Origin of the sequence: Roseibium salinum (genome assembly GCF_026240905.1) — a bacterium.
Taxonomy (GTDB): domain Bacteria; phylum Pseudomonadota; class Alphaproteobacteria; order Rhizobiales; family Stappiaceae; genus Roseibium; species Roseibium salinum.
In genome coordinates this window covers 1,694,600-1,720,827 of record NZ_JAPEVI010000003.1, presented here as the reverse complement: position 1 = coordinate 1,720,827, position 26,228 = coordinate 1,694,600, and the positions used below count along the sequence as shown (strand labels likewise).

General features: G+C 61.6%; 27 protein-coding genes and 1 pseudogene. 13 read left to right on the top strand and 15 right to left on the bottom strand.

Going from position 1 to position 26,228, the window contains the following annotated elements; all coding sequences use genetic code 11:
• The first annotated feature begins 20 nt into the window (after nucleotides 1–20).
• The 4 genes from ON753_RS12495 to ON753_RS12480 all read left to right on the top strand — a co-directional run bounded on the left by ON753_RS12495 (nucleotide 21) and on the right by ON753_RS12480 (nucleotide 4,418).
• Nucleotides 21–701 carry a tetratricopeptide repeat protein gene (locus ON753_RS12495; protein ID WP_265962962.1) on the top strand — a complete coding sequence of 227 codons (681 nt, stop codon included), beginning with the start codon at nucleotides 21–23 and terminating at the stop codon, nucleotides 699–701.
• The gene (locus tag ON753_RS12490) at nucleotides 702–2,054 is read left to right on the top strand and encodes an outer membrane protein assembly factor BamB family protein (RefSeq protein ID WP_265962961.1); all 1,353 of its coding nucleotides are present in this window, start codon (nucleotides 702–704) and stop codon (nucleotides 2,052–2,054) included.
• A gap of 45 nt (nucleotides 2,055–2,099) precedes the next feature.
• A complete protein-coding gene (der, locus tag ON753_RS12485) occupies nucleotides 2,100–3,521 on the top strand; it encodes a ribosome biogenesis GTPase Der (protein WP_265962960.1) in 1,422 nt (473 codons plus the stop codon).
• 99 nt (nucleotides 3,522–3,620) lie between these two features.
• A complete protein-coding gene (locus ON753_RS12480; RefSeq protein WP_265962959.1) occupies nucleotides 3,621–4,418 on the top strand; it encodes an inositol monophosphatase family protein in 798 nt (265 codons plus the stop codon).
• A 280-nt stretch (nucleotides 4,419–4,698) separates the two neighbouring features.
• Here the strand turns inward: ON753_RS12480 and ON753_RS12475 are convergent, their stop codons facing one another.
• From ON753_RS12475 to rpsF, 12 genes and pseudogenes are all read right to left on the bottom strand, one after another.
• Nucleotides 4,699–5,313: an HAD family hydrolase gene (locus ON753_RS12475; protein ID WP_265962958.1), complete on the bottom strand. Its 615-nt coding sequence runs from the start codon at nucleotides 5,311–5,313 to the stop codon at nucleotides 4,699–4,701.
• A 107-nt stretch (nucleotides 5,314–5,420) separates the two neighbouring features.
• Nucleotides 5,421–6,059 (bottom strand): glutathione S-transferase family protein, encoded by a 639-nt coding sequence (locus ON753_RS12470; RefSeq protein WP_265962957.1) that lies wholly within the window; start codon nucleotides 6,057–6,059, stop codon nucleotides 5,421–5,423.
• A gap of 118 nt (nucleotides 6,060–6,177) precedes the next feature.
• Nucleotides 6,178–6,906 (bottom strand): SDR family NAD(P)-dependent oxidoreductase, encoded by a 729-nt coding sequence (locus tag ON753_RS12465; protein ID WP_265962956.1) that lies wholly within the window; start codon nucleotides 6,904–6,906, stop codon nucleotides 6,178–6,180.
• Nucleotides 6,907–7,023: 117 nt separating this feature from the next.
• A complete protein-coding gene (gene purF / locus ON753_RS12460; protein WP_265962955.1) occupies nucleotides 7,024–8,496 on the bottom strand; it encodes an amidophosphoribosyltransferase in 1,473 nt (490 codons plus the stop codon).
• Between the two features lie 119 nt (nucleotides 8,497–8,615).
• The gene (locus tag ON753_RS12455; protein WP_265962954.1) at nucleotides 8,616–9,227 is read right to left on the bottom strand and encodes a CvpA family protein; all 612 of its coding nucleotides are present in this window, start codon (nucleotides 9,225–9,227) and stop codon (nucleotides 8,616–8,618) included.
• A gap of 74 nt (nucleotides 9,228–9,301) precedes the next feature.
• Nucleotides 9,302–10,696 carry a DNA repair protein RadA gene (radA, locus tag ON753_RS12450; RefSeq protein WP_265962953.1) on the bottom strand — a complete coding sequence of 465 codons (1,395 nt, stop codon included), beginning with the start codon at nucleotides 10,694–10,696 and terminating at the stop codon, nucleotides 9,302–9,304.
• The gene (locus ON753_RS12445) at nucleotides 10,696–10,956 is read right to left on the bottom strand and encodes a hypothetical protein (protein ID WP_265962952.1); all 261 of its coding nucleotides are present in this window, start codon (nucleotides 10,954–10,956) and stop codon (nucleotides 10,696–10,698) included. The genes radA and ON753_RS12445 overlap by 1 nt, the downstream gene beginning before the upstream one ends.
• Nucleotides 10,957–10,973: 17 nt before the next feature.
• Complete coding sequence (gene alr, locus ON753_RS12440; RefSeq protein ID WP_265962951.1) at nucleotides 10,974–12,116, bottom strand: alanine racemase; 1,143 nt, start codon at nucleotides 12,114–12,116, stop codon at nucleotides 10,974–10,976.
• A 236-nt stretch (nucleotides 12,117–12,352) separates the two neighbouring features.
• A pseudogene (locus ON753_RS12435) lies at nucleotides 12,353–13,838 on the bottom strand (replicative DNA helicase).
• 372 nt (nucleotides 13,839–14,210) lie between these two features.
• Nucleotides 14,211–14,801 carry a 50S ribosomal protein L9 gene (gene rplI, locus ON753_RS12430; protein WP_265962950.1) on the bottom strand — a complete coding sequence of 197 codons (591 nt, stop codon included), beginning with the start codon at nucleotides 14,799–14,801 and terminating at the stop codon, nucleotides 14,211–14,213.
• Between the two features lie 113 nt (nucleotides 14,802–14,914).
• Nucleotides 14,915–15,163, bottom strand: coding sequence for a 30S ribosomal protein S18 (gene rpsR / locus ON753_RS12425; RefSeq protein WP_265962949.1), 249 nt, complete (start codon nucleotides 15,161–15,163; stop codon nucleotides 14,915–14,917).
• Between the two features lie 6 nt (nucleotides 15,164–15,169).
• A complete protein-coding gene (gene rpsF, locus ON753_RS12420) occupies nucleotides 15,170–15,622 on the bottom strand; it encodes a 30S ribosomal protein S6 (RefSeq protein WP_265962948.1) in 453 nt (150 codons plus the stop codon).
• A 414-nt stretch (nucleotides 15,623–16,036) separates the two neighbouring features.
• On the opposite strand from rpsF, the gene fabD reads away from it, so the two are divergent.
• From fabD to ON753_RS12375, 9 genes are all read left to right on the top strand, one after another.
• A complete protein-coding gene (gene fabD, locus ON753_RS12415; protein WP_265962946.1) occupies nucleotides 16,037–16,981 on the top strand; it encodes an ACP S-malonyltransferase in 945 nt (314 codons plus the stop codon).
• A 68-nt stretch (nucleotides 16,982–17,049) separates the two neighbouring features.
• A complete protein-coding gene (gene fabG, locus ON753_RS12410; protein ID WP_265962944.1) occupies nucleotides 17,050–17,787 on the top strand; it encodes a 3-oxoacyl-[acyl-carrier-protein] reductase in 738 nt (245 codons plus the stop codon).
• Nucleotides 17,788–18,021: 234 nt separating this feature from the next.
• A complete protein-coding gene (locus tag ON753_RS12405) occupies nucleotides 18,022–18,255 on the top strand; it encodes an acyl carrier protein (protein WP_006931822.1) in 234 nt (77 codons plus the stop codon).
• An 84-nt stretch (nucleotides 18,256–18,339) separates the two neighbouring features.
• A complete protein-coding gene (gene fabF, locus ON753_RS12400; protein ID WP_265962934.1) occupies nucleotides 18,340–19,605 on the top strand; it encodes a beta-ketoacyl-ACP synthase II in 1,266 nt (421 codons plus the stop codon).
• A 120-nt stretch (nucleotides 19,606–19,725) separates the two neighbouring features.
• Complete coding sequence (gene mltG, locus ON753_RS12395; RefSeq protein ID WP_265962932.1) at nucleotides 19,726–20,856, top strand: endolytic transglycosylase MltG; 1,131 nt, start codon at nucleotides 19,726–19,728, stop codon at nucleotides 20,854–20,856.
• A gap of 45 nt (nucleotides 20,857–20,901) precedes the next feature.
• Nucleotides 20,902–21,795 carry a YicC/YloC family endoribonuclease gene (locus ON753_RS12390; RefSeq protein WP_265962930.1) on the top strand — a complete coding sequence of 298 codons (894 nt, stop codon included), beginning with the start codon at nucleotides 20,902–20,904 and terminating at the stop codon, nucleotides 21,793–21,795.
• Between the two features lie 5 nt (nucleotides 21,796–21,800).
• Nucleotides 21,801–22,520 (top strand): guanylate kinase, encoded by a 720-nt coding sequence (gmk, locus tag ON753_RS12385; RefSeq protein WP_265962928.1) that lies wholly within the window; start codon nucleotides 21,801–21,803, stop codon nucleotides 22,518–22,520.
• 270 nt (nucleotides 22,521–22,790) lie between these two features.
• Nucleotides 22,791–22,997 carry a YegP family protein gene (locus tag ON753_RS12380; protein WP_418067869.1) on the top strand — a complete coding sequence of 69 codons (207 nt, stop codon included), beginning with the start codon at nucleotides 22,791–22,793 and terminating at the stop codon, nucleotides 22,995–22,997.
• Complete coding sequence (locus ON753_RS12375) at nucleotides 22,990–23,127, top strand: YegP family protein (RefSeq protein WP_265962926.1); 138 nt, start codon at nucleotides 22,990–22,992, stop codon at nucleotides 23,125–23,127. Before ON753_RS12380 ends, ON753_RS12375 begins: the two co-directional genes overlap by 8 nt.
• A gap of 151 nt (nucleotides 23,128–23,278) precedes the next feature.
• Here ON753_RS12375 and rsmA read toward each other — a convergent pair whose 3' ends face one another.
• From rsmA to ON753_RS12360, 3 genes are read right to left on the bottom strand one after another with little or no spacing between them, the layout of a single operon-like run.
• Nucleotides 23,279–24,130, bottom strand: coding sequence for a 16S rRNA (adenine(1518)-N(6)/adenine(1519)-N(6))-dimethyltransferase RsmA (gene rsmA / locus ON753_RS12370; protein WP_265962924.1), 852 nt, complete (start codon nucleotides 24,128–24,130; stop codon nucleotides 23,279–23,281).
• A gap of 20 nt (nucleotides 24,131–24,150) precedes the next feature.
• On the bottom strand, nucleotides 24,151–25,170 hold the full coding sequence (pdxA, locus tag ON753_RS12365) for a 4-hydroxythreonine-4-phosphate dehydrogenase PdxA (RefSeq protein WP_265962922.1): 1,020 nt from the start codon (nucleotides 25,168–25,170) through the stop codon (nucleotides 24,151–24,153).
• Nucleotides 25,171–25,176: 6 nt separating this feature from the next.
• On the bottom strand, nucleotides 25,177–25,896 hold the full coding sequence (locus ON753_RS12360) for a peptidylprolyl isomerase (RefSeq protein WP_265967138.1): 720 nt from the start codon (nucleotides 25,894–25,896) through the stop codon (nucleotides 25,177–25,179).
• Nucleotides 25,897–26,228 lie beyond the last annotated feature (332 nt).

The following is a 26,228-nucleotide window of genomic DNA, read 5'->3' as shown; positions in this document are numbered from 1 at the left end:
AATGCAGGAACAAGATACGCATGACTGATATTTTTCGTGAAGTCGATGAAGATATCCGCCAGGAAAAATTCCGTCGGCTCTGGGACCGTTTCGGTCCGTGGTTGATCGGTCTTGCGGTTTTGATTGTGATTGGCACCGGCGGCTACCGCGGCTGGATCTATTGGCAGGAAACCCAGTCTCGCAGCGCGGGCGACAAGTTCTTTGAAGCGGTCAGGCTGTCTGAAGCGCAGAACTATCAGGAAGCGGCCGAAATGTATGGCGAGCTTGAGGGCGCGCTCGGCGGTTACCCGGCACTGGCGCAAATGCGGCGTGCCACCGATCTTGCAAATGCCAGCCAGAACGAGGAAGCCCTTGCCGAATTCGACGCTCTGTCCGCCGACAGCAGCCTGAGGGATGCCTTGCGGAACGCCGCTGCGCTTCGCGCCGGATATCTGGCGGTTGACCTGGAAGATTATGCGGGCGTTGCCGACCGGGTGGAGAAACTGACCGGCGACACCGGGTCCTTCCGCGCGGCAGCACGTGAACTTCTTGCTCTAAGCGCTTGGAAAAACGGCGATATTGAAACCGCACAGCAATGGATTACCGCGCTTGAGGAAGATCCGGAAACGCCGAGCGAAGTGAGCCGCCGGGTTTCCCTTCTGGCCGACGTCATCCGCGCCAACAACGGCGAAGCAAAAGCGGACAGTGAAGGGAATAATTAAGTGAGTTTTGGGACCGTTTCTTCCTGTCGACGCGGGCTTCTGGGCGCTCTCGTCCTGTCTCTTGCCCTGACCGGCTGCGGGTCGGTGAGTGATTTCACCGAAAGCGTGAATCCCTTCGGCCGCGAAAAGATCCTGCCTGGAGATCGCGAACCGGTTTTCGCCGGTGCGGATCCGGCCGCGGAAGTCCTCGGCCAGGCGGCAAAGGTCGGCCCGGCAACCGGCGGCCAGAGCTGGACGACTGCCGGCGGGGGACTGTCCAACGATCCGGGCAACATTGCGATTTCCGTCTCCGGGAACAGGGCATGGCGTACCAGCCTTGGCGCGTCGGGGCGCGGCCTCACAACCGCGTCCTTGCGCGTTTCTTCCCGTCCGGTCAGCGACGGCAGCCGGATCTTCGTCTATAAGCCCAACGGCGAAGTCGTGGCACTCTCGACCAGCGGAGGCCGGCTGTGGACACAGAACCTGCGTCCGGAAGGCGAGCGCGATGTGGGTCCCGGCGGCGGTGTCGCCGTTGACGGCGGCGTTGTTTATGCGGCGACCAGCTACAGGAAGCTCGTCGCGATGGATGCCGGATCGGGTCAGATTATCTGGACCGCCGAACTGGACACGCCCGCACGCGGCGCCCCAGTTGCCGGTGCCGGGCATGTCTTCGTGGTCTCCCAATCCAACGAGGTCTACGCCCTCTCGCAGTCCGACGGCTCCGTTGCGTGGACTTATGCGGGTATCGAGCAAACGGCGGGGCTTCTGTCGGCCGCCAATCCGGCGATTTCCGGAAATCGTGTGATCGTTCCGTTCTCGTCCGGCGAAATCATGGCGATCGACATCAAGACCGGTGAACCGGTATGGGTCGACGGCGTTGCGCAGAGTTACCGCACGCTTGCCGTTTCCGGGCTGGCGGATGTCTCGGCGAGCCCGGTCGTTGCCGGCAACACGGTCTATGCGACGGGCGTTGCGGGCCGCACGGTGGCCGTCGATGTTCGCACCGGCCAGCGCCGTTGGGAACAGGATCTCGGCAGCGTGCACACGCCGGTCGTTTCCGGAAGTACCCTGTTCATGGTCGATCTGGATGACCGCATGGTGGCGCTCAGCCTCCAGTCCGGGGAAACCCTTTGGGCGACCTCGCTGCCGCGTCCGGAGAAGAAGAAACGCCGCCGCAACTGGGCCGGACCGATCCTGGCGAACGGCACGCTCGTTGCATTTTCCAGTGACGGCCAGATCGTCATGGTCGATTCAGCCTCTGGCAAGATCATGCTGTCGCAGCGGACCAATACGGATGTCTACGTGACGCCGATCGCGGCTGGTGGCCGGGTGATCGTCCTCAGCGGAGACGACGGCATCGCCGCCTTTAACTAGATATAGGGGACGGCCCAAGAGGCCCTCCTATCAGGAGTAACTGCCGTGGGCGCCACAGTCGCCATTATCGGACGGCCGAATGTCGGCAAGTCCACGCTATTCAATCGCCTGGTCGGCAAACGCCTGGCACTGGTTGACGACACACCGGGTGTGACGCGCGACCGGCGGCCGGGCGAAGCCCGCCTGGGCGATTTGCGCTTCACCATCGTCGATACGGCGGGCCTGGAAGATGCGGACAAGGAGTCGCTCGCAGGGCGCATGCGCCGCCAGACCGAAGAAGCGATCGAGGCCGCGGATGCGGTCCTGTTCGTGATCGATGCCCGTGCCGGCGTCACACCGCTGGACGCGCATTTTGCCGAAGTGGCGCGCAAGACCACCCGCCCGGTGATCCTGCTCGCCAACAAGGCGGAAGGCCGGGCCGGGGAAGGCGGCCTCTATGAATCCTATTCCCTCGGCCTCGGCGAACCGATCGCCATTTCCGCGGAACATGGCGAAGGCCTGGCGGACCTCTACGAGGCGCTGAAGCCGCATGTCGATCGTGTCGACCACGAGGAAGAGGCAAAGCGCGAAGAAGCCATCACCAATGTCGATGTCGACGAGGACGGCGAAATCGTCGAGGACGAGGTTCCCGTCGGCACGCCCGAAAGACCGCTGCGCGTCGCGATCGTCGGCCGGCCGAATGCGGGCAAGTCGACGCTGATCAACAAGTTTCTGGGCGAAGACCGCATGCTGACCGGTCCGGAGGCGGGCATCACGCGCGACTCCATCTCCGTCGACTGGACCTGGCGCGACCGGCATATCAAGCTGTTCGACACGGCCGGTATCCGCAGGAAGGCCCGTGTGCAGGAGAAGCTCGAAAAGCTCTCCGTGGCCGACGCCCTGCGCGCGATCAAGTTTGCCGAAGTGGTCGTGATCACGCTCGACGCCACCATGTCCTTCGAGAAACAGGATCTGCAGATCATCGACCTGGTCGCCCGCGAGGGCAGGGCCCTGGTTGTCGCGATCAACAAGTGGGATCTGATCGAGGACCGGGAAGCGGCCTGGAAGAAGATCCGCGACGCAAACGAGCGCTATTTCAACCAGATCCGGGGCGTTCAGATCGTGACGCTGTCGGGCCTTCAGGGGCAGGGGACCGATCGCCTGATCGAGAGCGTCTTTATCGCCTATGAAGCCTGGAACTCGCGCGTATCGACCGCCAAGCTGAACCGCTGGCTGGACAAGGTGACGGCAAACCACCCGCCACCGGCTGTCGCCGGCCGCCGGGTGCGCCTGCGCTACATGACGCAGCCGAAAACCCGTCCGCCGCATTTCGTGGCCTTCTGTTCCCGGCCGGAGCAACTTCCGGAGAGCTATACGCGATATCTGATCAATTCGCTCCGGCAGTCCTTCAACATTCACGGTACGCCGATCCGGCTGTCCTACCGGAAGGGCGAGAACCCGTACGCTCCGAAGCGGAAACGGGGCTAAAGCATTTCCGACGCCCCGACCGGAATTCCGGCGGTCAGGCATTTTCCCGGCGGGAGCAAAGTTCTCCCGCCGCCAGAGACACTTATAGGAGTTTGACCCATGCATATCGACCGGCTGGAATTCGCCGTCTCGCTTGCTGAGAAGGCCGGAAAGCTCGGAATGGAGTATTTCCGCAAGCTGGACACCCTGAACGTGACCCAGAAGGGCCATCAGGATCTTGTGTCCGAAGCCGATCGAAACGTGGAAACACTCATCCGCCAGGAGTTTGCAAAGGCTTATCCCGAGGACGGCATCCTTGGCGAAGAGCATGGCATGGAAGAAGGCAGTTCGGGCTACACCTGGGTGACGGACCCGATCGACGGTACAGCCAATTTCGTCACAGGCATCCCCCAGTGGTGCGTGATCATCGCCTGTGTCCACCAGGGCCAGGTGATCGTCGGCGTCATCCACGATCCGGTTGCCGGGGAGACCTTCAAGGCGGCCGCCGGTCAGGGCGCGTTCCTGAATGGCAAGCCGATCCGGACCTCGACAAGCGAGAGCCTTTCCACCGGGTCCGTCGGCGTCGGCTTCAACGGCCGTACCGCCATCACGGATGCCGTGAACGTCGTCGGTGCACTGGTTTCCAAAGGCGGCGTGTTCTTCCGGAATGCATCCGGCGGCCTGATGCTGGCCTATGCAGCCTCCGGCCGTCTGATCGGCTACGTGGAAAGCCACATGAACGCCTGGGACTGCCTCGCGGGCATGCTGATCGCCAAGGAAGCCGGCGGCATGGTCATGGAGCAGGACATCAACAACGCGCTCTATCACGGCGCCCGCATCGTCGTCGGCGCCCCTGGCGTATTCAACGACCTGATGGAAATCGCCGAAAGCTCCTTCTCGCCGCTGGAAGTTGCGTAACGCCAAGGCGTAGCTGTCGGAAACGCTGACGAACGGCGCTTCCTGGAGGGGCCTGGGGCGAGCGTAGCGCGCTCCGGTCTGCTCATTCAGATCAACCTGCATTCGGGTGGAAACACCTGAATGCAGAAAAGTTGACTGGTTTAAAAGTGTCGGAGCACGTAGTCCGCGTTCCTCTGAACGCAGTCGCTCTAGCATGAAGAGATTGCCGGAAAACTGCAGAGCGACCTGCGCACAGACCTCAGTTCCGCCGTGAGCGGCGATGCGAAACTCCTGCGGCGCTTCAAAGGCCGAGATAAAATGCAAGCTCCGTGCGGGTCTCTTCAGAGAAGCAAGACCCCTTCCAGCCGAGCGCTTCGGCCGTCCGCACGTTCGTGGCGCTGTCGTCGATCAACAGGACTTCGTGAGGAGCAACGCCGATCATATCGGTGACGTGCTCGAAAAAGGCTGCATCGGGCTTTGCGCGTCCTATCCGGCCCGATGAAAAGATGTGGCTGACGCGTTTGCCGAACCCCGACTGGTGTTCGATATAGGCCGCCCGTCGGGCTTCATTATTGGTCGCAATCACCTGAAGAATGTCCCGCTCTGCCAGTTGATCCAGCAATCCGCAGGTAAGCGGATCCTGCAGATCGTCCTTGGCGAACCAGTAATCGAGAAGGGTGGACGCTTTGACCCCGTGACCGTTCAGGTCCAGCCAGTCCTGCACATGGGCCTCCAGGTCGCGCTCGCCCGTGATAACCGGCATGAATTGCTCGCCGAAAATGCCCTCCTGGAATTTCTCAACTGAAATTCCGAGATCCGCTTCAAGCGTCTGCGACCATAGAAACCGCCCATTGACGATATTCCGGTTGAGAACGCCGTCGAAATCCCAGGCGATCGCCTTGATGTCGTTCCGCATTGGCCCTCGTTCCGATCACATGTCCGAAGTGCCAATGCGTATAGGGAGAAGAAGGGATCTGCAACCTGGGCGGGATGAGTGCAGGTTGACCTGCTCTTTGATGCCGATCAGTCTGCCGCAGCAAAATGCGCCATCTGGTCTGCATGTGCCTTGAGAAAGCCCGGGCGGGACGTGGCGCGGGCGAGATAATCTCGGCAGGCCGGGTGTCCGGCCAGCCGCTCGAACCGGTCGACAAGGCGCAATACGTCCGCCATCAGGATATCGGCGACGGAAAAGGATCCGGCCAGCCATTCGCGTTCCGCCAGCACCGGCTCCAGGTGCTGGAGCCGGGCTCCCAGGAAGCCGTCCAGCCGGTTCCACCCCGGCGTATCGTCGTTGAAACCGGAAAACACGAATATCGACCAGGGTAGGCTCGCCATCTCGACGGAATTGAGGGCTGCGAACAGCCATTCGATAGCCTCGCTGCGGGCGCGAGGATCGGCAGGCAGCAAGGCGTCGCTGCGATTGCCCAGATGAAGCAGGATCGCGCCGCTCTCGAAGATCGACATGTCTCCATCGGTCAGCCACGGCACCTGCCCGAATGGCTGCCGCGCGAAATGCCCGCCGTTGCGATCGCGAAACGGGACGCTCTCGACGCGATAAGGCAATCCCGCTTCTTCCAGCGCCCAACGCACGCGTATGTCGCGCACATAGCCGCGCGGCAGCTCGGGAACCCAGTCGAAGGTGGTGAGGATCAGGTCGGCCATTCGCAATCTCCAATTGTTGCGGCCGCACTATGGAAGCTTTCGGGTTGTGCAGTAAAGGGGTGACTGGCGGGCACGTGGTCGGCAGCGGTCACGCAATACGGAGCACGAGCTATGCCGGTTATGGCCGGACCCACTCCCGGGCGACGCGGTCATAGAGCTTGCCGGTTTCCAGCACCTCCGGTCCGACAAGGTCCAGAAGCTCGTCCGCGACGCCGGCCGGCGAGGGAAGGTTCTCCGGGATTTCGCCCGGCATCGCCTTTGCCCGCAGGCCGGTGCGTGTCGGGCCGGGGTCGGCCAGGTTGATTTTCATCGGTGTCTGAAGGCTTTCCTGCGCCCAGGTCCTGGCCATTGCCTCTACGGCTGACTTGCTGATCGCCTGAAGGCCCCAGAAGGCGGTGCAGGTGTGGGCCTGGACGGCGGTCAGAAACAGCGCCCTGCCGGCATCGGATTGCCGCAGTAAGGGATCCAGCGACCGGATCAGCCGCCAGTTGGCGGTGACATTCACCGCCATGACTTTTTCGAAGTCCTTCGGGCCGATATGGCCGAGCGGCGACAGGACGCCGAGAACGCCTGCATTGCCGACCAGAATGTCGAGCTTTTTCCAGCGCTCGAAGATCGCAGCGCCCAGACGGTCAAGGGCGTCGTAGTCTGTCAGGTCGAGCGGAACCAGGGTGGCCTGGCCGCCTGCCGCCTTGATTTCGTCATCCAGGTCTTCCAGACCGCCCACCGTTCGCGCAATCGCGATGACATGGGCACCGCGCTCGCCGAGCTTTTTCGCGATCTGGTAGCCGATACCCCGGGAGGCGCCGGTCACAACCGCGAGCCGGCCTTCGAAATCTTTGTGCATTGGGAGCCTCTTGGATCAACCTGTCTTGCCGTTGAGCCACGGCAAGACGGAAATGCTGATCGACATGAAGATGACAGAGCGTCCCGTCCGTAGTCTTGCGAATGCGGACGGGGTGCCTTAGCGGACTTCCACCAGGCGTGGGGGCCTGACAAATTCCTGGTCTTCGGAAAGATCGGTCAGCGGCGTCGGATAGTCGCCGGTGAAGCAGTGGTCGGTGAATTGCGGATTGGCATTGTCGCGGCCGTCATAGCCCATGGCCCTGTAGATGCCGTCGACGGACAGAAACGCCAGGCTGTCCGCGCCGATATAGGCCCGCATTTCCTCAAGGCCGTATTTCGCCGCCAGGAGCTTTTCGCGCACCGGCGTGTCGATGCCGTAATAGTCGGAATATTTGATCGGCGGGCTCGCCAGCCGGAAATGAACTTCGCTCGCGCCCGCATCCCGGATCATCTGGACGATCTTGACCGAGGTGGTGCCGCGCACGAGGCTGTCATCGACCAGAACGACCCGCTTGCCCTCAATCTGCGAGCGGTTCGCCGAATGTTTCATCTTCACGCCCAGGGCACGGATCTGCTGGGTCGGTTCGATGAAGGTCCGGCCGACATAGTGGTTGCGGATGATGCCGAGTTCGAACGGCACGCCGCTTTCCTGGCTGTAGCCGATCGCCGCCGGAACCCCGCTGTCGGGAACGGGGACGATCACATCCGCGTCCAGATGGGTTTCCTTGGCGAGTTGCTTGCCCATCTCACGGCGCACGTCATAGACACTGCGGCCGCCAAGGACGGAATCGGGCCGCGAGAAATAGATGTATTCGAAGATGCACGGGCGGGCCGGCCGCTTGCCGAATGGGAAGTAGGATTCAATCCCGGTCGGCGTGCAGACGATGACTTCACCGTTTTCGACTTCGCGGATGAACTTCGCGCCGATGATGTCGAGCGCACAGGTTTCCGATGCCAGGATCGGGGCGCCGTTGAGGTCGCCCAGAACCAGCGGCCGGATCCCCAGCGGGTCGCGTGCGCCGATCAGCTTTTTCGACGTCAGGGCCACCAGCGAGTAGGCGCCCTCCATCTGGGTGATCGCTTCGATGAAACGGTCGACGATCTTGCCCTGGCGCGAACGCGCAACCAGCTGCAGCACGACTTCGGAGTCCGATGTGGACTGGCAGATGGCTCCGTCCCGGATCAATTGCCGGCGGATGGTCAGCGCATTGGTGAAGTTGCCGTTGTGGCAGACGGCTATGCCGCCGCCGTCGAGTTCGGCAAACAGCGGCTGGACATTTCGAAGGATTGTTTCGCCTGTCGTGGAGTAGCGCACGTGCCCGACGGCGGCCATGCCGGTGAGGCGGCCGATCGTCTCCGCATCCGAGAAATGGTCACCGACGAGGCCCAGGTGGCGTTCGGCCCGGAACTGTTCATTGTCGAAGGTAACGATCCCGGCTGCTTCCTGGCCGCGGTGCTGAAGGGCATGCAGGCCGAGGGCCGTCAGTGCGCTGGCATCCTCATGGCCCAGAATGCCGAACACACCGCACTCTTCGCGCAGTGTGTCGTCATAGATGTCAAAAGGTTCGTGCACTTCGGTTTCGCCAGTCATGGCGAACACTCCTTGTTTCCGGCCGGTTGGCAGGCCCGGCCCTGGGTTTTCCGAACAACGGCTCCGCGTTTACCAGAACGCGGGAAGCTCCTGAGCATCGTCTGCGCCGCCCGTTGGCGTCAGTTGCTGTCCGAAGTCAGCTGCTCAAGGCCCTGACGCTCGGTGTCGCTATAGGCCGGCTCTTCGGCCGGACTGCCGGCGTCGCCGCCGGCGAAATCGCTGTCGCGGATCTTGTCGAGGATCGCCTTTTCCGGATCTTCCGGCAACACGGCGACGAGACGTTCCCCGATGGAGAGCAGGACCGGCCGCGACTTGGCTTGCAGCACCCAGCCCGGCTGCTGATCCGGCTGAACGAACCAGTTGAAGAACATCATTGCCACGACGACCAGAAGCAAACCGCGCACGGCACCGAAGACAAAGCCGAGTGTCCGGTCCAGCGCACCGATCCGGCTGTCCAGCACGAAATCGGAAATCCGCATGGTAATGTAGCTGACTACGACCAGCGTGACCAGAAAGACCGCCGCGGCCGATGCGCCCAGGGCGACCACGTCATGCGATATATATTGCTTCGCATAGGGAAGTACACGCTCGTAGAGCAAAAATGCCGCAGCAGCTGCCGCGACCCAGGAGGCGATCGAAAGAACTTCCCGGACAAACCCGCGGATCATCGCAAGGACCGCCGAAATGAACATGATGACCAAAAGCAGTCCGTCCAGCAGCGTTATCGGCATGTTCCTGAAAAATCCTCTGTCTGGCGCTCAATACTGCGCTGAAACCGTCAGTTCGAACCCGCAAGCATCATGCTTCATTTGTCCACGGAAGCACTAGCCTCCGCCGAGAGTTTGGCAACAAAGTCCCCAAGTTCCGGCAGGCCCGTAACCCTGAAGGACGATGCGCCACCGTCCTTGAGGTTGCCCTCCGGGCAATAAGCCTGATCGAAGCCGAGTTTCTCTGCTTCCTTCAGCCTGGATTGGGCCTGGGCGACCGGCCGTATGGCCCCGGACAAGCTGACTTCGCCGAAATAGACGCAATTGGACGGAAGGGCAAGCCCGCTGAGCGAAGAGACCAGTGCCGCCGCCACGGCAAGGTCGGCTCCCGGCTCGTTGATTTTGAGGCCGCCGGCCACATTCAGGTAAACGTCATGCTGGGAGAAGCGGATGCCGCAGCGGGCCTCGAGCACCGCCAGGATCATCGAAAGGCGGGCGCTGTCCCAGCCGATCACCGCCCGGCGCGGCGTGCCGAGCGAGGACTGGGCGACCAGCGCCTGGATTTCGATCAGCAGCGGACGGGACCCTTCGAGCCCCGCAAAAACGGCCGCGCCCGGAGCCGTCGAATTTCTGTCGCCCAGAAACAGGGCAGACGGGTTCGAGACTTCGACAAGGCCCTTGCCGGTCATCTCGAAGACGCCGATTTCGTCCGTCGCCCCGAAGCGGTTCTTGACCGAGCGCAGGATGCGGTACTGATGCGCGCCGTCGCCTTCGAAATAGAGGACGGCGTCGACCATATGCTCGACGACGCGCGGACCGGCGATCTGGCCGTCCTTGGTCACGTGTCCGACCAGGACCATCGTCGTGCCGTTCTTCTTGGCGTAGCGGACCATCGCCTGCGCCGAGGCGCGCACCTGGGTGACCGTGCCCGGGGGCGAATCCACCTGGTCGGTCCAGAGCGTCTGCACGGAATCGAGGATCAGCAGGGCCGGCGGCTTGTCGGCTTCGAGCGTTGCCAGGATGTCCTCGACGCTCGTTTCCGCCGCCAGCGCCACCGGTGCCTCCGAAAGGCCGAGCCTTTCGGCCCGCAGCCGCACCTGGCCGATGGCCTCCTCACCGGAAATATAGACGGTCTTGTGCCCGAGGCGGGCAAGCTGCGCTGCGGCCTGGATAAGCAGCGTGGATTTGCCGATGCCCGGGTCGCCGCCCACCAGCAGCGCGGAGCCGCGCACGAAGCCGCCGCCGGTCACCCGGTCGAGTTCGGCCACCTTCGTCTCGATGCGCGGCGCTTCCCGGGAATCCCCGGTAAGTCCCACAAGCGGCACGACGCGGCCCTTGGTGCGCGGGGCCCGCCCGGGACCCCCGCCGATGCCGCCGCTGGTCTGTTCCTCGACGATGCTGTTCCACTCGCCGCAGGATTCGCAGCGCCCGGCCCATTTGGCCGTGACCGCCCCGCAGGACTGGCAGACGAAAGACGTGGGCCGTCGGGCCATCAGAGCGAATGACGATAAATATGGTTCATTTGACCGGAGCGCTTTTGTCTGCTGCCGAGGCGGATTGCGCGCTGTGGTGCAATCCCACCACAAGCGCGATCCAACGAAGTCAGCGGGCAAAAGAGCCCGGCCCTTCGGGTGGCGGAAAGCAGCCCATCGGCAGCGTTGCGCCACTTGCCCGATGTTCCGCATCGCGCTTCGCGACACGCCTTGCCGAATGAACTGCTTTCCGCCATCAAATGATCCATATTTATCGCCATTCGCTCTTGTGCTCCGATCAGGTGAGGGGGCCGTAGACGCGCTCGAAGCGGCGGCCGAGGCTGGTCAGGTATTCGTAGTCGATGGTCTGCGCATAGGCTGCAAGATCGGCCGCGGCAACAGTCGGACCCAGCATTTCCACAAGCGCGCCGCGCCGGAGAAGATGCTCGGGTACGTCGGTGACGTCCAGTGTGATCATGTCCATGGAAATCCGGCCGAGGATCGGCGCCTTGTGGCCGCCGATCATGGCGAAGCCTCCCGGGCGCTCGTCGGTGGAACTCGCGCGGCGGATCATGCCGTCCGCATAGCCGGCGGCAACCACCGCATTCCGGAGCGGACGGCGGGCGGTCTGGCGTGCGCCGTAGCCGATGGTGTCGCCCTCGGGAACGTCGCGCACGATCATGATCCGGGCTTCGACCTTCACGACGGGCTTCATCGGATTGGACGCAGTCTCGATCGCCTTGCCGCCGTAAAGGGCAATGCCCGGGCGCGCGAGGTCGAAATGATAGTCCGCTCCCATCAGGACACCTGCGGAATTGGCAAGGGACCGCGGGACGTCGGCAAAGGGTGCCGTGACCTCACGGAAAAGCTCGAGCTGGCGCCGGTTCATCGGATGGTCGGGCGTGGAACCGCAGGCCAGATGGCTCATGATCAGCGACGGAACGACCGGACCGAGCAAATCCCGGTCGGACATTGCCGCTGAAAATTCCGCCGGCGACAGACCGAGCCGGTGAATGCCCGTGTCGACATGCACCGCCGCATCGAAACTCCTGTCCGCCGATTTGCAAAGCGCCGCCCAGTCTTGGAGCTCGGCGAGCGAGCCGAGGACCGGGCGAATGTGATGCTCCAGGAAATGCCCGGCGGTCCCCGGAAACAACCCGTCGAGCACATATATCACCGCATCCGGCAGCAGCGCCCGGAGCTCGATTGCCTCGGTCGGCACGGCGACGAAAAAGGTCCGGCATCCGGCCTGGTAGAGGGCTGCGGTGGCTGCTTTCAGGCCAATACCATAGGCGTCCGCCTTGACCGCGGCCGCGCATTCCGCCTTGCTATCGAGCTTGCCGTTCAGGAACGTCCAGTTCGCCGCAACCGCATCCGGATCGATGGTCAGGCGGCCGCCGTAAAGCTCGGAAGGAAAGGGATTGCGGTAGGTAAGAGACACGACCCGCGATTTGCTCCAGCCAGATTTGAGACCTGTGAATCGGTGTGAAGCTTAGCGTATAGGGGAGGGGGCGTGCCAACACCATGATTTTATCAGGCACGGGCCTCGACGATCCGGCAAGTGGGCCGCTCAGGAGCCGTCCCGGATGGAAAACGGCGTCCAGGAAGAAACGGCCGCGCCTGGTGCTCGCGGCCGGTTGAGGTTTCACGTGGCGGCAACGAACTGCCCTGCAGCGGCTATTCGTAGCGCTGCGGCAGGTGATCTTCCTCGGCAAGATCGGAGAAGCGGGTGAATTCGCCCTGGAAGTGCAGGTTGGCGGTACCGGTCGGGCCGTGGCGCTGCTTGGCGATGATGATTTCCGCCTTGCCCTTGGCCGCATCATGCTTGGCTTCCCAGGTGGCATATTCCGGCGAGCCGACATCCGGCTCGGTCTTGGAGAGATAATACTCCTCGCGATAAACGAACAGGATCACGTCGGCGTCCTGCTCGATGGAACCCGATTCGCGCAGGTCCGACATCATCGGCCGCTTGTCGTCCCGCGATTCCACCTGGCGCGACAGCTGTGACAGCGCGATGATCGGAACGTTGAGTTCCTTCGCGAGAGCCTTAAGCCCCGTGGTGATTTCCGTGATTTCCTGCACCCGGTTGCCGGAGTTCTTGGCCGACCCGGAAAGCAGCTGAATATAGTCGACCACCAGGAGGTCCAGCCCGCGCTGGCGTTTCAGGCGGCGCGCCTTGGCCACCAGCGCGGCAATCGAGATGCCGCCGGTCTGGTCCACATGCAGCGGAACCGTCTGCATCGTCTGGGCGCAGGCGGCGAGTTTTTCGAATTCGGCTTCGGTAATGTCGCCGCGGCGGATCTTGGAGGACGAAATCTCCGCCTGTTCGGAAATGATACGCGTGGCCAGCTGTTCGGCCGACATTTCGAGCGAGAAGAAGCCGACCACGCCGCCGTTGACGGTCTTGATCGCTCCGTCCTGCTGCTCCTCGGCCTTGTAGGATTGGGCGACATTGTAGGCGATGTTGGTTGCCAGCGACGTCTTGCCCATCGCGGGGCGGCCGGCGAGAACGATCAGGTCCGACTGCTGCAGACCACCCATCAGCCGGTCGAGTTCGCGCAGCCCCGTCGAGATGCCGGACAGCGCGCCCTCGCGGTTCCAGGCGGCATGGGCCATCTCGATCGTTTCGGTAAGCGCATCGCCAAAGGAGATGAAGCCTCCCTCTGCGCGGCCCGTTTCCGCCAATTCGAACAGTCGGCGCTCGGCATCGTCGATCTGCTGGGTCGGCGGCACGTCGATCGGCGCGTCATAGGCGATGTTGACCATGTCCTCGCCGATGCGGATCAGGTTCCGGCGAGATCGCCAGGTCATAGATCGTGCGGCCGTAATCCTCCGCATTGATGATCGAGGCGGCATCACCGGCAAGGCGCAGCAGGAACTGGGTCGCCGACAGGTCCGCGATCTTGGCATTGGCCGGGTAGAACGTTTTCAGCGTGATCGGAGAGGCGGTCTTGCCGGCCCGTATCAGATGGCTGATCTTCTCGTAGATGTCCTGGTGAGGCGGTACGAAGAAATGGTGCGGCTCGAGAAAGTCGGAGACCCGGTAGAACGTCTCGTTGTTCACCAGAATCGCGCCCAGGAGCTGCCGTTCCGCCTCCGCATTATGCGGCGCGAGGCGCTGAGCCTCTTCTGCCGTTTCAACCTTCTGTAGCGTGCCCTTCATACCGACCCCCGATGACCCAAGTGCATTCGGAATACTCTTTGCCGAATGCGGGCTCAAGGCTTCAAACCGAGCTCTAGCTGATTCCCACTGTCAACCACAGATCAACGGGGAAAGAATCGAATCCTGCTTGACTCGGAAGACCGTTGCAGACTCAGCATGCTAGTTCTTAGTTGTTGAAATTAAATATACTTTTGAATTGATGAACAGGAAGTTAACAAATGTGTGAGGGCTTTCAAGGTGTTGCGGCAGAGTCTGAAATCCCCGCCTTAGGCCCCGTGATCGCTGGCGGCGAAAGCGGTGCCGGCAAAACGAAAAACGGCGCCACTCGGGCGCCGTTCAAATGAGCTGGTGAAGCAGGAATGGGCCTTAGAATCAGGCTTCCTCTTCGCCGGTTGCTTCTTCTGCGGCTTCGGCGCCGTCTTCTTCGGTGCCTTCAGCCTCTTCGTCCTCTTCGAATTCGAAGACGTCCTGTTCCGGAGTGGAGAGATCCTCGCCGGCCGCCTGACGGGCTGCCTCGTCTTCAGAACGGGCAACGTTGACGGTGACGGACACTTCGACTTCCGGGTGCAGCTGGATCAGAACGTTGTGGACGCCGATCGTCTTGATCGGGAAACGCAGTTCAACCTGGCTGCGGCCAACGGAGAAGCCGGCTTTGGTCAGGCCTTCCGCGACATCGCGGGTGGATACGGACCCGTAGAGCTGGCCGGTTTCGCCTGCGGAGCGGATCATGACCAGGCTTTCGCCGTCGAGCTTGGAAGCAACGGCTTCGGCTTCGGCCTTGCGCTCCAGGTTACGGGCTTCGAGCTGAGCGCGCTCACGCTCGAAACGCTCCAGATTGGACTTGTTGGCGCGCAGAGCCTTGCCTTGCGGCAACAGGAAGTTGCGGGCATAGCCGTCGCGAACACGCACGGTGTCGCCCATCTGACCGAGCCTGGCGATACGCTCAAGAAGGATAACTTGCATTCTATTTCTCCTACTGTCCCACCGGTCGCGGTGGTTAGAGGCCGATTGCCCGCGGCCCCAATTCGGGTCTCCCGGGCAGGCCCGGGAGAAGCATCTCAAAAAACGAGAAGCGCTTAGCTGATCACGAACGGCAGCAGGCCGAGCAGGCGGGCGCGCTTGATCGCACGGGCCAGTTCACGCTGCTTGCGCGCGGAAACCGCGGTGATGCGGCTCGGAACGATCTTGCCGCGCTCAGAGATGTAGCGCTGCAGCAGACGAATGTCCTTGTAGTCGATCTTCGGCGCATTGGCACCGGAGAACGGGCAGGTCTTCCGGCGGCGGAAGAACGGACGGCGGCTCGGAAGTTGTGCAATATCAACCATTATCTCTTACTCCCCTTCTGCCCGGCGCGGAGGACGGCTGCCGCCTGGACGGTCGCCACGATCACCACGGTCGCCGCGATCACCACGGTCGCGGTCGCCACGTTCACCGCGGCCACCGCCACGGCGGTCGTCACGGTCACGCTTCTGCATCATGGCGGACGGTTCTTCATCCAGCTCATCGACGCGGAAGGTCATGTGACGCAGAATGTCTTCGCTCAGGCCCATCTGGCGTTCCATTTCGGCAACCGCTGCATGCGGCGCGTTGATGTTCATCAGGGTGTAGTGAGCCTTACGGTTCTTCTTGATGCGGTAAGCGAGGGACCGCAGACCCCAGTTTTCCACCTTGCCGACAGTACCGCCAGCGCCTTCGATGAGGCCCTTGTACTGTTCGACGAGTTGTTCGACCTGCTGGGCCGAAACGTCCTGGCGCGCCAGGAAGATATGCTCGTACAGAGGCATGGAAACAAGCCTTTCTTCATGTTGACAACGCGGGATTGGCGCAGAGCCTCCTCGTAGCCCCGGAAAGGCACGAGAATTCTAACGAGAGCGGGAACACGGGAAGTCGGATCTCTTTACAGATCCTAGCAAAAGCCCTTCCGTTCAGCCCCCGGCCATACCCCGGATGAAGCGCGGTCTATACTCGGTTTCGGAGAAAATGCAAGGACCATCCGTGAAAAGGCACGCAAAAGCGGCTAGTTTTGCGAAATGAATGGTGGCTGGGCCTTGACAGTTCGGGCAAGAGCGTATCATAGCCTCGCGCCAAGTTCGATATGCAAGCCCTTGCCGGGCTGCTGTCCGCTTTCTATTGAAGCCGGCGATCTTTTGCCTTGCGGCCCTGAAGATCCGCACACGTGTCACGGAGGCGCTTTCCAGATGACCATCGCATTCACCTTTCCCGGCCAGGGCAGCCAGAGCGTGGGAATGGGCAAGATCCTTGCCGATACCTATCCGCAGGCGAAAGCCGTCTTTGACGAAGTGGATGAAGCGCTCGGGCAAAAGCTGTCCGAGGTGATGTGGAACGGCCCCGAAGACGCGTTGACGCTGACCGCCAATGCACAGCCCGCACTCATGGCCGTCAGCATCGCAACGATGCGCGTGCTGGAGGCCAGGGGCCTCGCTCTGAAAGCCCGCGTATCCTACGTGGCCGGCCATTCGCTGGGTGAATATTCGGCGCTGGCTGCCGCCGGCAGCCTGGATCTCGCCACGACCGCTCGGCTCCTGCGCGTGCGCGGTGATGCCATGCAGAATGCGGTTCCCGTCGGGCAGGGGGCAATGGCCGCGCTGCTGGGTCTCGATTTTGATTTGGCGGCCGAGATCGCCCAGGCCGCGGCTCAGGGCGAGGTCTGCCAGGCCGCCAATGACAACGCGCCGGGACAGGTGGTTGTCTCCGGTCACGTGGCCGCCGTCGAGCGGGCCGTTGAAATTGCCAAGGCCAGAGGTGCACGTCGCGCGGTGCTGCTGCCGGTCAGCGCACCGTTTCATTGCGCGCTGATGGCGCCGGCCGCCGAAGCCATGTCCGAAGCCCTTGCCAACGCGCAGATACGTACACCCGCCGTTCCGCTTGTGGCCAACGTCCTGGCCGCGCCGATCACCGACCCTGACGAAATCCGCAGCCGCCTGGTCGAACAGGTGACGGGTACCGTCCGCTGGCGCGAGAGCATCACCTGGCTCGCGCAAAACGGTGTCGATACCTTCGTGGAAGTGGGGACCGGCAAGGTTCTGACCGGCATGGTCAAACGCATCGACAAGGAAGCCGCCGGTCTTGCGGTAAATTCTCCGGAAGATATCGACGTTCTTATGGAAAAGATCTCCGGATAAGCCTTTTATCGCCGCCGACAATCCATTAAGTCCCGCCGCGGGCACACGAGATCAGGGAAGGACTCCGAATGTTCAGCTTGGAAGGGAAAAACGCACTCGTCACCGGCGCGACCGGCGGGATCGGCGAGGCTATTGCCCGCGCATTGCACGCGCAGGGCGCAGCCGTATCCTTGTCCGGCACCCGCGCGGAAAAGCTGGAGGCCCTTGCGGCGGATCTCGGCGAGCGCGCCTATGTCACCCCTGCAAACCTTTCCGACCGCGAAGCCGTCAACGCGCTTCTGCCGGCCGCGGAAGAGAAAATGGGATCGGTCGACATTCTGGTGAACAATGCCGGCATCACCCGCGACAACATCTTCATGCGCATGAAGGATGAGGAGTGGGACCAGGTGCTGGAAGTCAACCTGACCTCCGGGTTCCTTCTGTGCCGGGCTGCCATCAAGGGCATGATGAAGCGCCGCCAGGGCCGGATCATCGGGATCACCTCGGTTGTCGGCGTCACCGGTAATCCGGGTCAGACGAACTATGCTGCGGCCAAGGCCGGCATGATCGGAATGTACAAGTCGCTGGCCCGCGAAGTCGCCAGCCGGAACATCACGGTCAACGCCATTGCGCCGGGGTTCATCGAAACGGCCATGACCGATGCGCTGAACGACAAGCAAAAGGAATCGATTCTGACGAGCGTCCCGGCAGGCCGTTTGGGCACTTCCGCCGAGATTGCGTCGGCCGCTCTGTATCTTGCCAGTGACGAAGCCGCATACGTGACGGGACAGACCCTGCACGTCAATGGCGGCATGGCTATGATTTAAAAGGAAGTTTCGCCGAACAGGCAAAAGAATCCGGGTCGCTCGCAAGCGGCCTGGACCGGCTGGTAAAGGTCAACAAAGTGTGTTACCAACCCGCCGATTGTTACGAATGGCGCAGTCTACTGTCCTGACTGCGCGGCGACATCTTGAATACTGCGAGTTCGCACCGCCGCTGTCATGCAAACCGGTTCGGGGCAGTTTCGCGAGAGATGATTAGACAAACTAAGGAAGTGAAAGATGAGCGATATCGCGGATCGGGTAAAGAAAATCGTCGTTGAACACCTCGGTGTTGACGCTGATAAGGTTGTGGAAGGTGCAAGCTTCATCGACGATCTCGGCGCTGACAGCCTCGACACCGTTGAACTGGTCATGGCATTTGAAGAAGAATTCGGCGTTGAAATCCCGGATACCGCAGCAGAAACCATCCTCACTGTTGGCGACGCTGTAAAGTTCCTGGAAGCCAACAAGTAAGGGCAGTGCCCTTGTTGATTTCATTTTGAAGATCGGGCCGGCGGGGCAAACCCCGTCTGGCCCATCCAACGTAAGTGCAGGTGAATGAGGCGAGTTGTCGTAACTGGGTTGGGCATGGTGACGCCGCTTGGCAGCGGTGTTGATGTCACTTGGAAGAAGATCCTTGAGGGTAAGAGCGGGGCCAACAAGGTCACCAATTTCAAAGTCGACGATTTGGCCTGCCAGATCGCGTGCCAGATCCCGCGTGATCCTGCCGCTGAAGGCGCCTTCAATCCGGATGACTGGATGGACGTCAAGGAGCAGCGCAAGGTCGACGACTTCATCGTCTACGCCATGGCTGCCGCCGATCAGGCGATCGCGGATTCCGGCTACAAGGCGGAATCCTATGAACAGCAGGCCCGATCCGGCGTTCTGATCGGCTCCGGTATCGGCGGCCTTCAGGGCATCGAACAGGGCGCAAATCTGCTGGCCGAGAAAGGCCCGCGGCGCCTCAGCCCGTTCTTCATTCCCGGCCGGCTCATCAATCTTGCCGGCGGCTATGTTTCCATCCGCCACAGTTTCAAGGGGCCGAACCACGCAGTCGTGACCGCGTGTTCCACCGGTGCCCACGCCATCGGCGACGCCTCGCGCCTGATCGCCTTCGGCGATGCCGATGTCATGGTTGCCGGCGGGACGGAGTCGCCCCTGTGCAGGCTGGCGCTTGCCGGCTTTGCCGCGTGCCGGGCTTTGTCCACCGGTTTCAACGACGCCCCGGAAAAGGGATCCCGGCCCTATGACAAGGCCCGTGACGGCTTCGTCATGGGTGAGGGCGCGGGTGTCGTCGTTCTTGAAGAGTATGAACACGCTGTACGCCGCGGTGCCACGATCTATGCCGAGGTCATCGGCTACGGTCTGTCCGGCGATGCGTATCACATCACCGCGCCGTCCTCCGACGGCGACGGCGCCTACCGCTGCATGGATGCGGCGCTCAAACGCGCGCAGGTCAGCCCGGCCGAAATCGACTATGTCAATGCCCACGGTACCTCGACACCGCTCGGTGACGAGATCGAACTGGGCGCCGTAACACGGCTCGCCGGCGAACATGCGTCCGGCCTGACCATGTCATCGACAAAATCGTCAATCGGACACCTGCTTGGTGCCGCGGGGGCGGTCGAGGCAATCTTCTCGGTTCTGGCGATCCGTGACGGTATGGCGCCGCCGACGATCAACCTGGACAATCCGTCGGTTGAAACCGAAATAGATCTGGTGCCGCACAAGCCGAAGCAAATGGACATTAATGTTGCCCTGTCGAACTCGTTCGGCTTCGGCGGCACCAATGCCTCGCTTGTCTTCCGCAAAGTTGCCGCATAACCCATTCAAGTTCTGTCAAGCCGAATCCTTGGATTCGGCTTGAGATTTTGATTGTGACAACCGGTCCGCTCGAGCCCAGGTCAGGGACTTTGGGGCTCGGGCCTGGAGGTGCGACCCGATATGCGCATTAAGCCGAAAAGCCCGCGTGAAGCCTTGCAGCCTGAACCGGCGCCGGAACCGCCGCAACGGTCCCGCCACGTTCGCAATCCGCTGGTCATCCTGATCAACCTGATCATCACGCTGGCGGTGATCGGCCTTGCCGCGGCCGGGGCCGCGCTTTACTTCGGCAAGCAGAAGTTCGAGGAAGCCGGACCGCTCAAGGAAAAGACGACCGTCATCATTTCGTCCGGCGCGGGTCTTTCCGGTATAACCGATCGCCTCGCCAGCCAGGGCGTGATTGAAGACAGCCTCATCGACGAGTGGGTCTTCAATGTCGGTACCCGTTTCTACAAGAGCGCCACCAAGCTGAAGGCCGGGGAATATGCGTTCGCGCCCGGGGTTTCCATGCATGAGGTCATGAGCGATCTCGTCGAGGGCAAGGCGGTCGTGCATTCCGTGACTGTTCCCGAAGGCTGGACCACGGCGCAGATCATTGAGCGTATCCGTCAGCATCCGATCCTGGTCGGAGAGATCACCGAGGTCCCCGAGGAAGGCGCGCTCCTGCCGGAAACCTATACCTTCGCCCGCGGAACGAACCGCCAGGAAGTCGTCAACCGCATGAAAGCGGCGCAGGAGAAGCTGCTGGCAGAGGTCTGGGAACGGCGTACGGAGGGACTGCCGGTCGAAACGCCGGAAGAACTGGTCATTCTGGCATCGATCGTCGAGAAGGAAACGGCCCTGGCGGATGAACGTCCCCGGGTGGCAGGTGTCTTCGTCAATCGTCTGAACAAGAACATGCGCCTGCAGTCCGATCCGACGATCCTCTACGGCTTGTACGGCGGGGAAGCCTGGCTCAAGGACCGTTCCGCCATCAAGCAGTCCGAATTGAAGGCCGATAACGAATACAACACCTATCAGATCGACGGGCTGCCGCCGGGACCGATCGGTAATCCGGGACGTGCGGCTATGGAGGCCGTCGCCAATCCGTCCAGGACGCAGGACCTCTACTTTGTTGCGGATGGCTCGGGCGGGCATATATTTGCCGAGACCTATGAGCAGCATCAGCAGAATGTCCGCAAATGGCGTCAGATCGAACGGGACCGCCGCCAGAGCGAACAGACAAACCAGGCAGAGCCGGCAGCTGCCAACTGACCCTGCGCCGGGCTGATACGGGGCGGAGAACTTCCGGAGGGGCATATGTCACTGGCCAGCATGACGGGTTTCGCGCGTGCCTTGGGGGAATCGGGTCCGGTCCGTTGGACCTGGGAGCTCAGATCCGTCAACGGCAAGTCGCTGGATCTGCGTATCCGCATTCCGACCGGCCTGGAAACGCTGGAACCGAAGATCCGGGAACGCTGCACGAAGCTTTTGCGGCGCGGCAACGTTTCGATCGGTCTGTCCATGCAGCGGGATCAGTCGGCACAACAGTTTCAGGTCAATGAAAGTGCTCTCGAAGCGGTGCTGACCACGATCGATCTTCTGAAGAGGCGCGTACCGGATCTGGCTCCGCCGTCGATCGACGGCATCCTCGCCCAGAAAGGCGTCTTCGAGCTGAAGGAGCCGGAAGACGATGAAGACGCCCAGGAAGCCCTTCACAATGCGCTGCTGACCAGTCTCGATGCAGCCCTCATCGATCTGGTCGACATGCGTCACACGGAGGGACAGGCGATCACCAGTATCGTCCGTGACCAGATAGACAGGATTGCCGATCTGACCCAGGCGGCCGAAGGTCTTCCGGCCCGCCAGCCGGAGGCGATCAAGGCCCGGCTGAAAAAACAGGTTTCCGAACTCGTGGATGCCTCCGACGGACAACTGGACCCTCAGCGCCTTCATCAGGAGGCAGTGTTCCTGGCGACAAAGGCTGATATCCGCGAAGAACTGGACCGTCTGCATGCCCATGTGGCTGCCGTCCGCGACCTGATGGACACCGGCGGGGCAGTCGGCCGGCGGCTGGATTTCCTGGCACAGGAGTTCAACCGTGAAGCCAACACGTTGTGTTCCAAATCCAACGACGTGGACCTGACGGCCATCGGACTGGACTTGAAGTCCGTCATCGACCAAATGCGTGAGCAGATACAGAACCTGGAGTGAGCCTTATGTCCGACGCGCCCGTTGGAGCCCAGAGCGGACCTTCCGCCGGGATCACCGTCAGTGCAGACCAGGCCGATAAACAGCGGCGGGGCCTGATGCTGGTGTTGTCGTCGCCCTCCGGCGCCGGAAAATCGACCATTGCACGCCTTCTGCTCGAGAAAGAGGACAATCTCGAACTCTCCATTTCGGTGACGACCCGCCCGCGCCGCTCCAGCGAAGTGGAAGGTGTGCACTATCATTTTCTGGACCAGAAGCGGTTCGATCAGATGCGCGACCATGGGGAACTGCTGGAATGGGCCGAGGTGCACGGCAATTGCTACGCAACGCCACGGGCCCCGGTGGAATCCGCTCTCGAGAACGGTTGCGACGTTCTGTTCGACATCGACATTCAGGGCACCTTCCAGCTCTATGAGAGCATGCGCCCCGATGTCGTCTCCATCTTCATCCTGCCGCCGTCCATTGCCGAGATGAAATCCCGTTTGCACCGGCGGGCGGAGGACACCGACGAAGTGATTGCCAAACGCCTGAAGACGGCCGTCAGCGAAATGCGCCACTGGTCCGAATACGACTATGTCGTCGTCAACGACGACTTGGAACGGGCATTCGACAACGTTCGCGCCATCCTCAAGGCCGAACGGCTGAAGCAGTTTCGCTCTCCGAAGATCGGTCCGCTCATTCAGGCAATGGTTGACGATCTGGAGAAGGAGCTGGGCGAAAGCGACTGACATTCGGCACCGCCTTCGCTATGTCACAGCCGGGCATGAATGCAGTTCGCGCGGCTTCAACGCCGCAAATGCGAAAAGTGTTACCTATGTGTCCGGAACGTTCTGTTACCTATCTCACGGGTCAGGCATCCGGCTACGTCGGCCTGTTTGGTGAACAGTTCGCATCGGTAGCGGTCTTCCTTGCTGGGGCCGTCGTAAAGCTATTGCCATTACCCGCATTTTTGCGTCAAATCGGCGCTGTAAATGGATTTTTTTAGAAGGGTATTGGCAATGGTGGCAAAGTTTGAACTCTACGAAGACAAGGCAGGTGAATACCGTTTCCGGCTGAAAGCCGGCAATGGCGAGATCATTCTCACCAGCGAGAGCTACAAGCAGAAAGCGAGCGCCAAGAACGGGATAGAACTCGGTCCGCGAGAATGCTCTGCTGGACGACCGCTACGAGCGGAAGGAATCGAAGTCCGGACAACCGATGTTTAATCTCAAGGCAAGCAACGGCCAGGTGATCGGCACCAGCGAAACCTACAGCAGCGCAGCTTCGCGCGACAATGGTATCGAGTCGGTGAAGAAAAATGCGCCTGACGCAGCGCTGGCCGACGAGACGGCCTGAACCGGTCTACGGCCCGGTCCGGCGTATTGACGTCAACGACCGGGTCGCCCCATCACTTCGTGGCAATCCCCGCAAAGACAGTGAAGCTGCAGGTTCTTGAAGCGGTGCAAAACCGGGCGGCCGTGCTCCTGGCCGCGGGATTTGGCAAACCCTAAACAGCCCCCGCAGTCCTGAAGACATTCGCCAGATTCACGAAGCCGGCAATGTCGATTTCCTCGGCGCGGGCGGTCGGACCCAATCCTGAGTCCACGATCAGTTTTTCCGCATCCTTCGACAAGGCCTTGAGGCTGGAACGCAGCATTTTCCGCCGCTGGCCGAAGGCTGCTGCGGTGATCTTTTCCAGGGCGTGCAAATCGCAGGGCAGGGGCGTGGGATCCGGTGTCAGATGTACCACGACCGAGGTGACCTTGGGTGGCGGCGTGAAGGCCTTCGGGCTGATGTCGAACAGGATACCGCCGTTGCAGCGCCAGCCGGCCAGAACGCCGAGGCGGCCATAGGCTTTGGAGGCGGGCCTGGCGACGATCCGCTCGCCCACTTCCTTTTGAAACATCAGCGTCAGCGAAGACCAGAAGGGCGGCCACTTCGGTGTCGTAATCCAGTTGATCAGCAGCTGCGTGCCCACATTGTAGGGCAGGTTGGCCGCGATGCGGACCTTGTCGCCGCCGGTGAGAGCCACCGGATCCAGTTGCAGCGCGTCGCCTTCGATCACCTCCAGCCGACCGGGATAACGGGCGGCAATGTCAGCAAGCGCCGGCAGACAGCGGCTGTCCTTTTCAATGGCAACTACCTTCTTTGCGCCTGCCGCCAGGAGCGCTCTGGTCAAGCCTCCCGGACCCGGGCCGATCTCGAGCACCGTGCAATCATCAAGGCTGCCGGCGGACCGGGCGATGCGGGAGGTCAGGTTCAGGTCGAGCAGGAAGTTCTGGCCGAGAGATTTCTTCGCATCCAGGCCGTGGGCCGCGATCACATCGCGCAAAGGGGGAAGGTCGTCTATTTGTGCCATTGGAAAGGATCGCTACGCCCTTACAGCTTTTCGGGGTTGGCCAGGACATTGGCCATGCGCAGGGCCGCCGCAAAGCTGTCGATGCGCGCTGTGCCGGCGCCCGCCAGTCCGTAGGCCGTTCCATGGTCGGGAGAAGTGCGCACGAAGGGCAGGCCAAGCGTGACGTTCACGCTGTCATCGAAACCGATGGTCTTGGCCGGGACGAGGACCTGATCGTGATACATTCCCAGCACGCAGTCATACTCCTTGCGGGCCGGCGCATGAAACAGCGTGTCCGCGGCGTGGGGGCCGCTTGCAGCGATGCCTTTGGCCCGCAGCCGGGCGACCGCAGGCGCGATGACATCGCGGTCCTCGGTGCCGATCGTCCCGTTTTCGCCTGCGTGAGGGTTGAGACCGCACAAGGCGAGCCGCGGGTTGGAATAGCCAAAACGGTCCGCAAGGTCTCTGGCGGTGATTTCTGCCGTCTTTACGATGAGATCCTCGGTCAGTACCGCAGGCACATCCCTGATGGGAATATGGATCGTGACAGGCACGACCAACAGCTCGGGTCCGGCAATCATCATGACCGGTTCTGCCGGCTCGTCCGGCCAGTATTTCCGGGCAAGGGCGCCCAGAAACTCGGTATGACCGGGATAGGAAAATCCGGTTCTGTAGAGCGCTGCCTTGTTGATCGGGTTGGTGACGAGGGAAGAGGCCAGTCCGCCGCGGATATCCTCCACGCAGCCTTCTATGCAGGCGACGACGCTCTGGGCGGTGCCTTCCTGTTCTTCGCCTGGCCTGTCGGTCAAGGCAGGGCCGGTTTGAACGACCGGCAGGGATTTGGAAAATTGGCGAACCGCCTGATCCGGCGAGACGCTCTCAATTCGGATCTTCATCCCGATCGCAGCAGCGCGTTCGGCGAGCAGGGTTTCATCGCCCCGGACATAAAACGGAGGCAGCCTGAGGGACCGCCGATTGTTCCACGCCACAAGTGCCAACTCCAGCCCGATGCCGGCAGGCTCTCCCATGCTGACGGCAACTGGCTTTTGATCGGGATCCATGGCTGATCAGCGGTAGATAATGGACGAGCGGCGGCGCACTTCCATCAGATAGCGGCGGGATTGGCTCTGGCCTTCCTTGGCGCGCAGTTCGTTTTCCAGCTCGGTGCGCAGTGCAATGTCCGACTCGATCTCGCGCTTGCCGCAGACTGCGATCATTTCATAGCCCACCGGCGTCGCGGACGGTTTTGTCAGGTTGCCGGGTTCAAGGGCCTTGATTTCCTCACGCACGTCTTCGGGCAGTTCGGTCTCGAGGCGGCGGCCGATCGGCTGCATCACCACTTCGCTGTATTGTCCCAAAACGCTGCCGGCATTGTCGCAGCCGTTGAAGGCGGCGCGGATCTGGTTGCTCTCCTTCTGACGCTTGGACTTGAAGCCGCCCGAGGAACTCTTCGGAACCACAACGATAACGCGTTTGAGATCGTACTCGACGGATGTCTGGCGCTCTTCCTGGTCGCTTTTCTTCAAGGCAGCGATGATGTCCGATTCATCGACTTCGATCTTGCCGCTGAAGCGGGAGCTCAGAACCCGGTTCCACGCCAGTTGAGCCTTCAGACGGGCTTTCAGGGTTTCCGGCTGGACGCCGCCCTGACGCAGAGCGGAGGAAAGTTGCGACGGCGACATTTTCACGTTGCGCGCAATATTGTTGAAGGCGTTGTCGATCTCCGACTGGCCGACGCTGATGCCGACCCTTTCAGCTTCCGCGAGCTTGACATGGTCGTCGACCAGTTCTTCCTCGGCCTCACGTTTTGCAACGGAAGCCGATTTTTTTGGGTGAGCGTAATCAGCCGCGCACGCTGACTGATGTCATAGTCGGTGATCGGCGTGTCATTGACGATAACCCTGATCCCAGCGTTTGCGGGACCTGAAAGCGGGGCCGTCAGTATAAGTGCCAGACACACCAGTGCCGGGACGAAACGAAATCGCATTGCATAACCATCCGTGCTGGCCTGAGGCCAAACCGAAGTGAGTGTTCTTGTAGCATGATGTTTCGCATATCATTGCCACAAATTCAAAGTTTCCCGGCATGATGCCCGGATTCATGGCCATCTGATGACTGC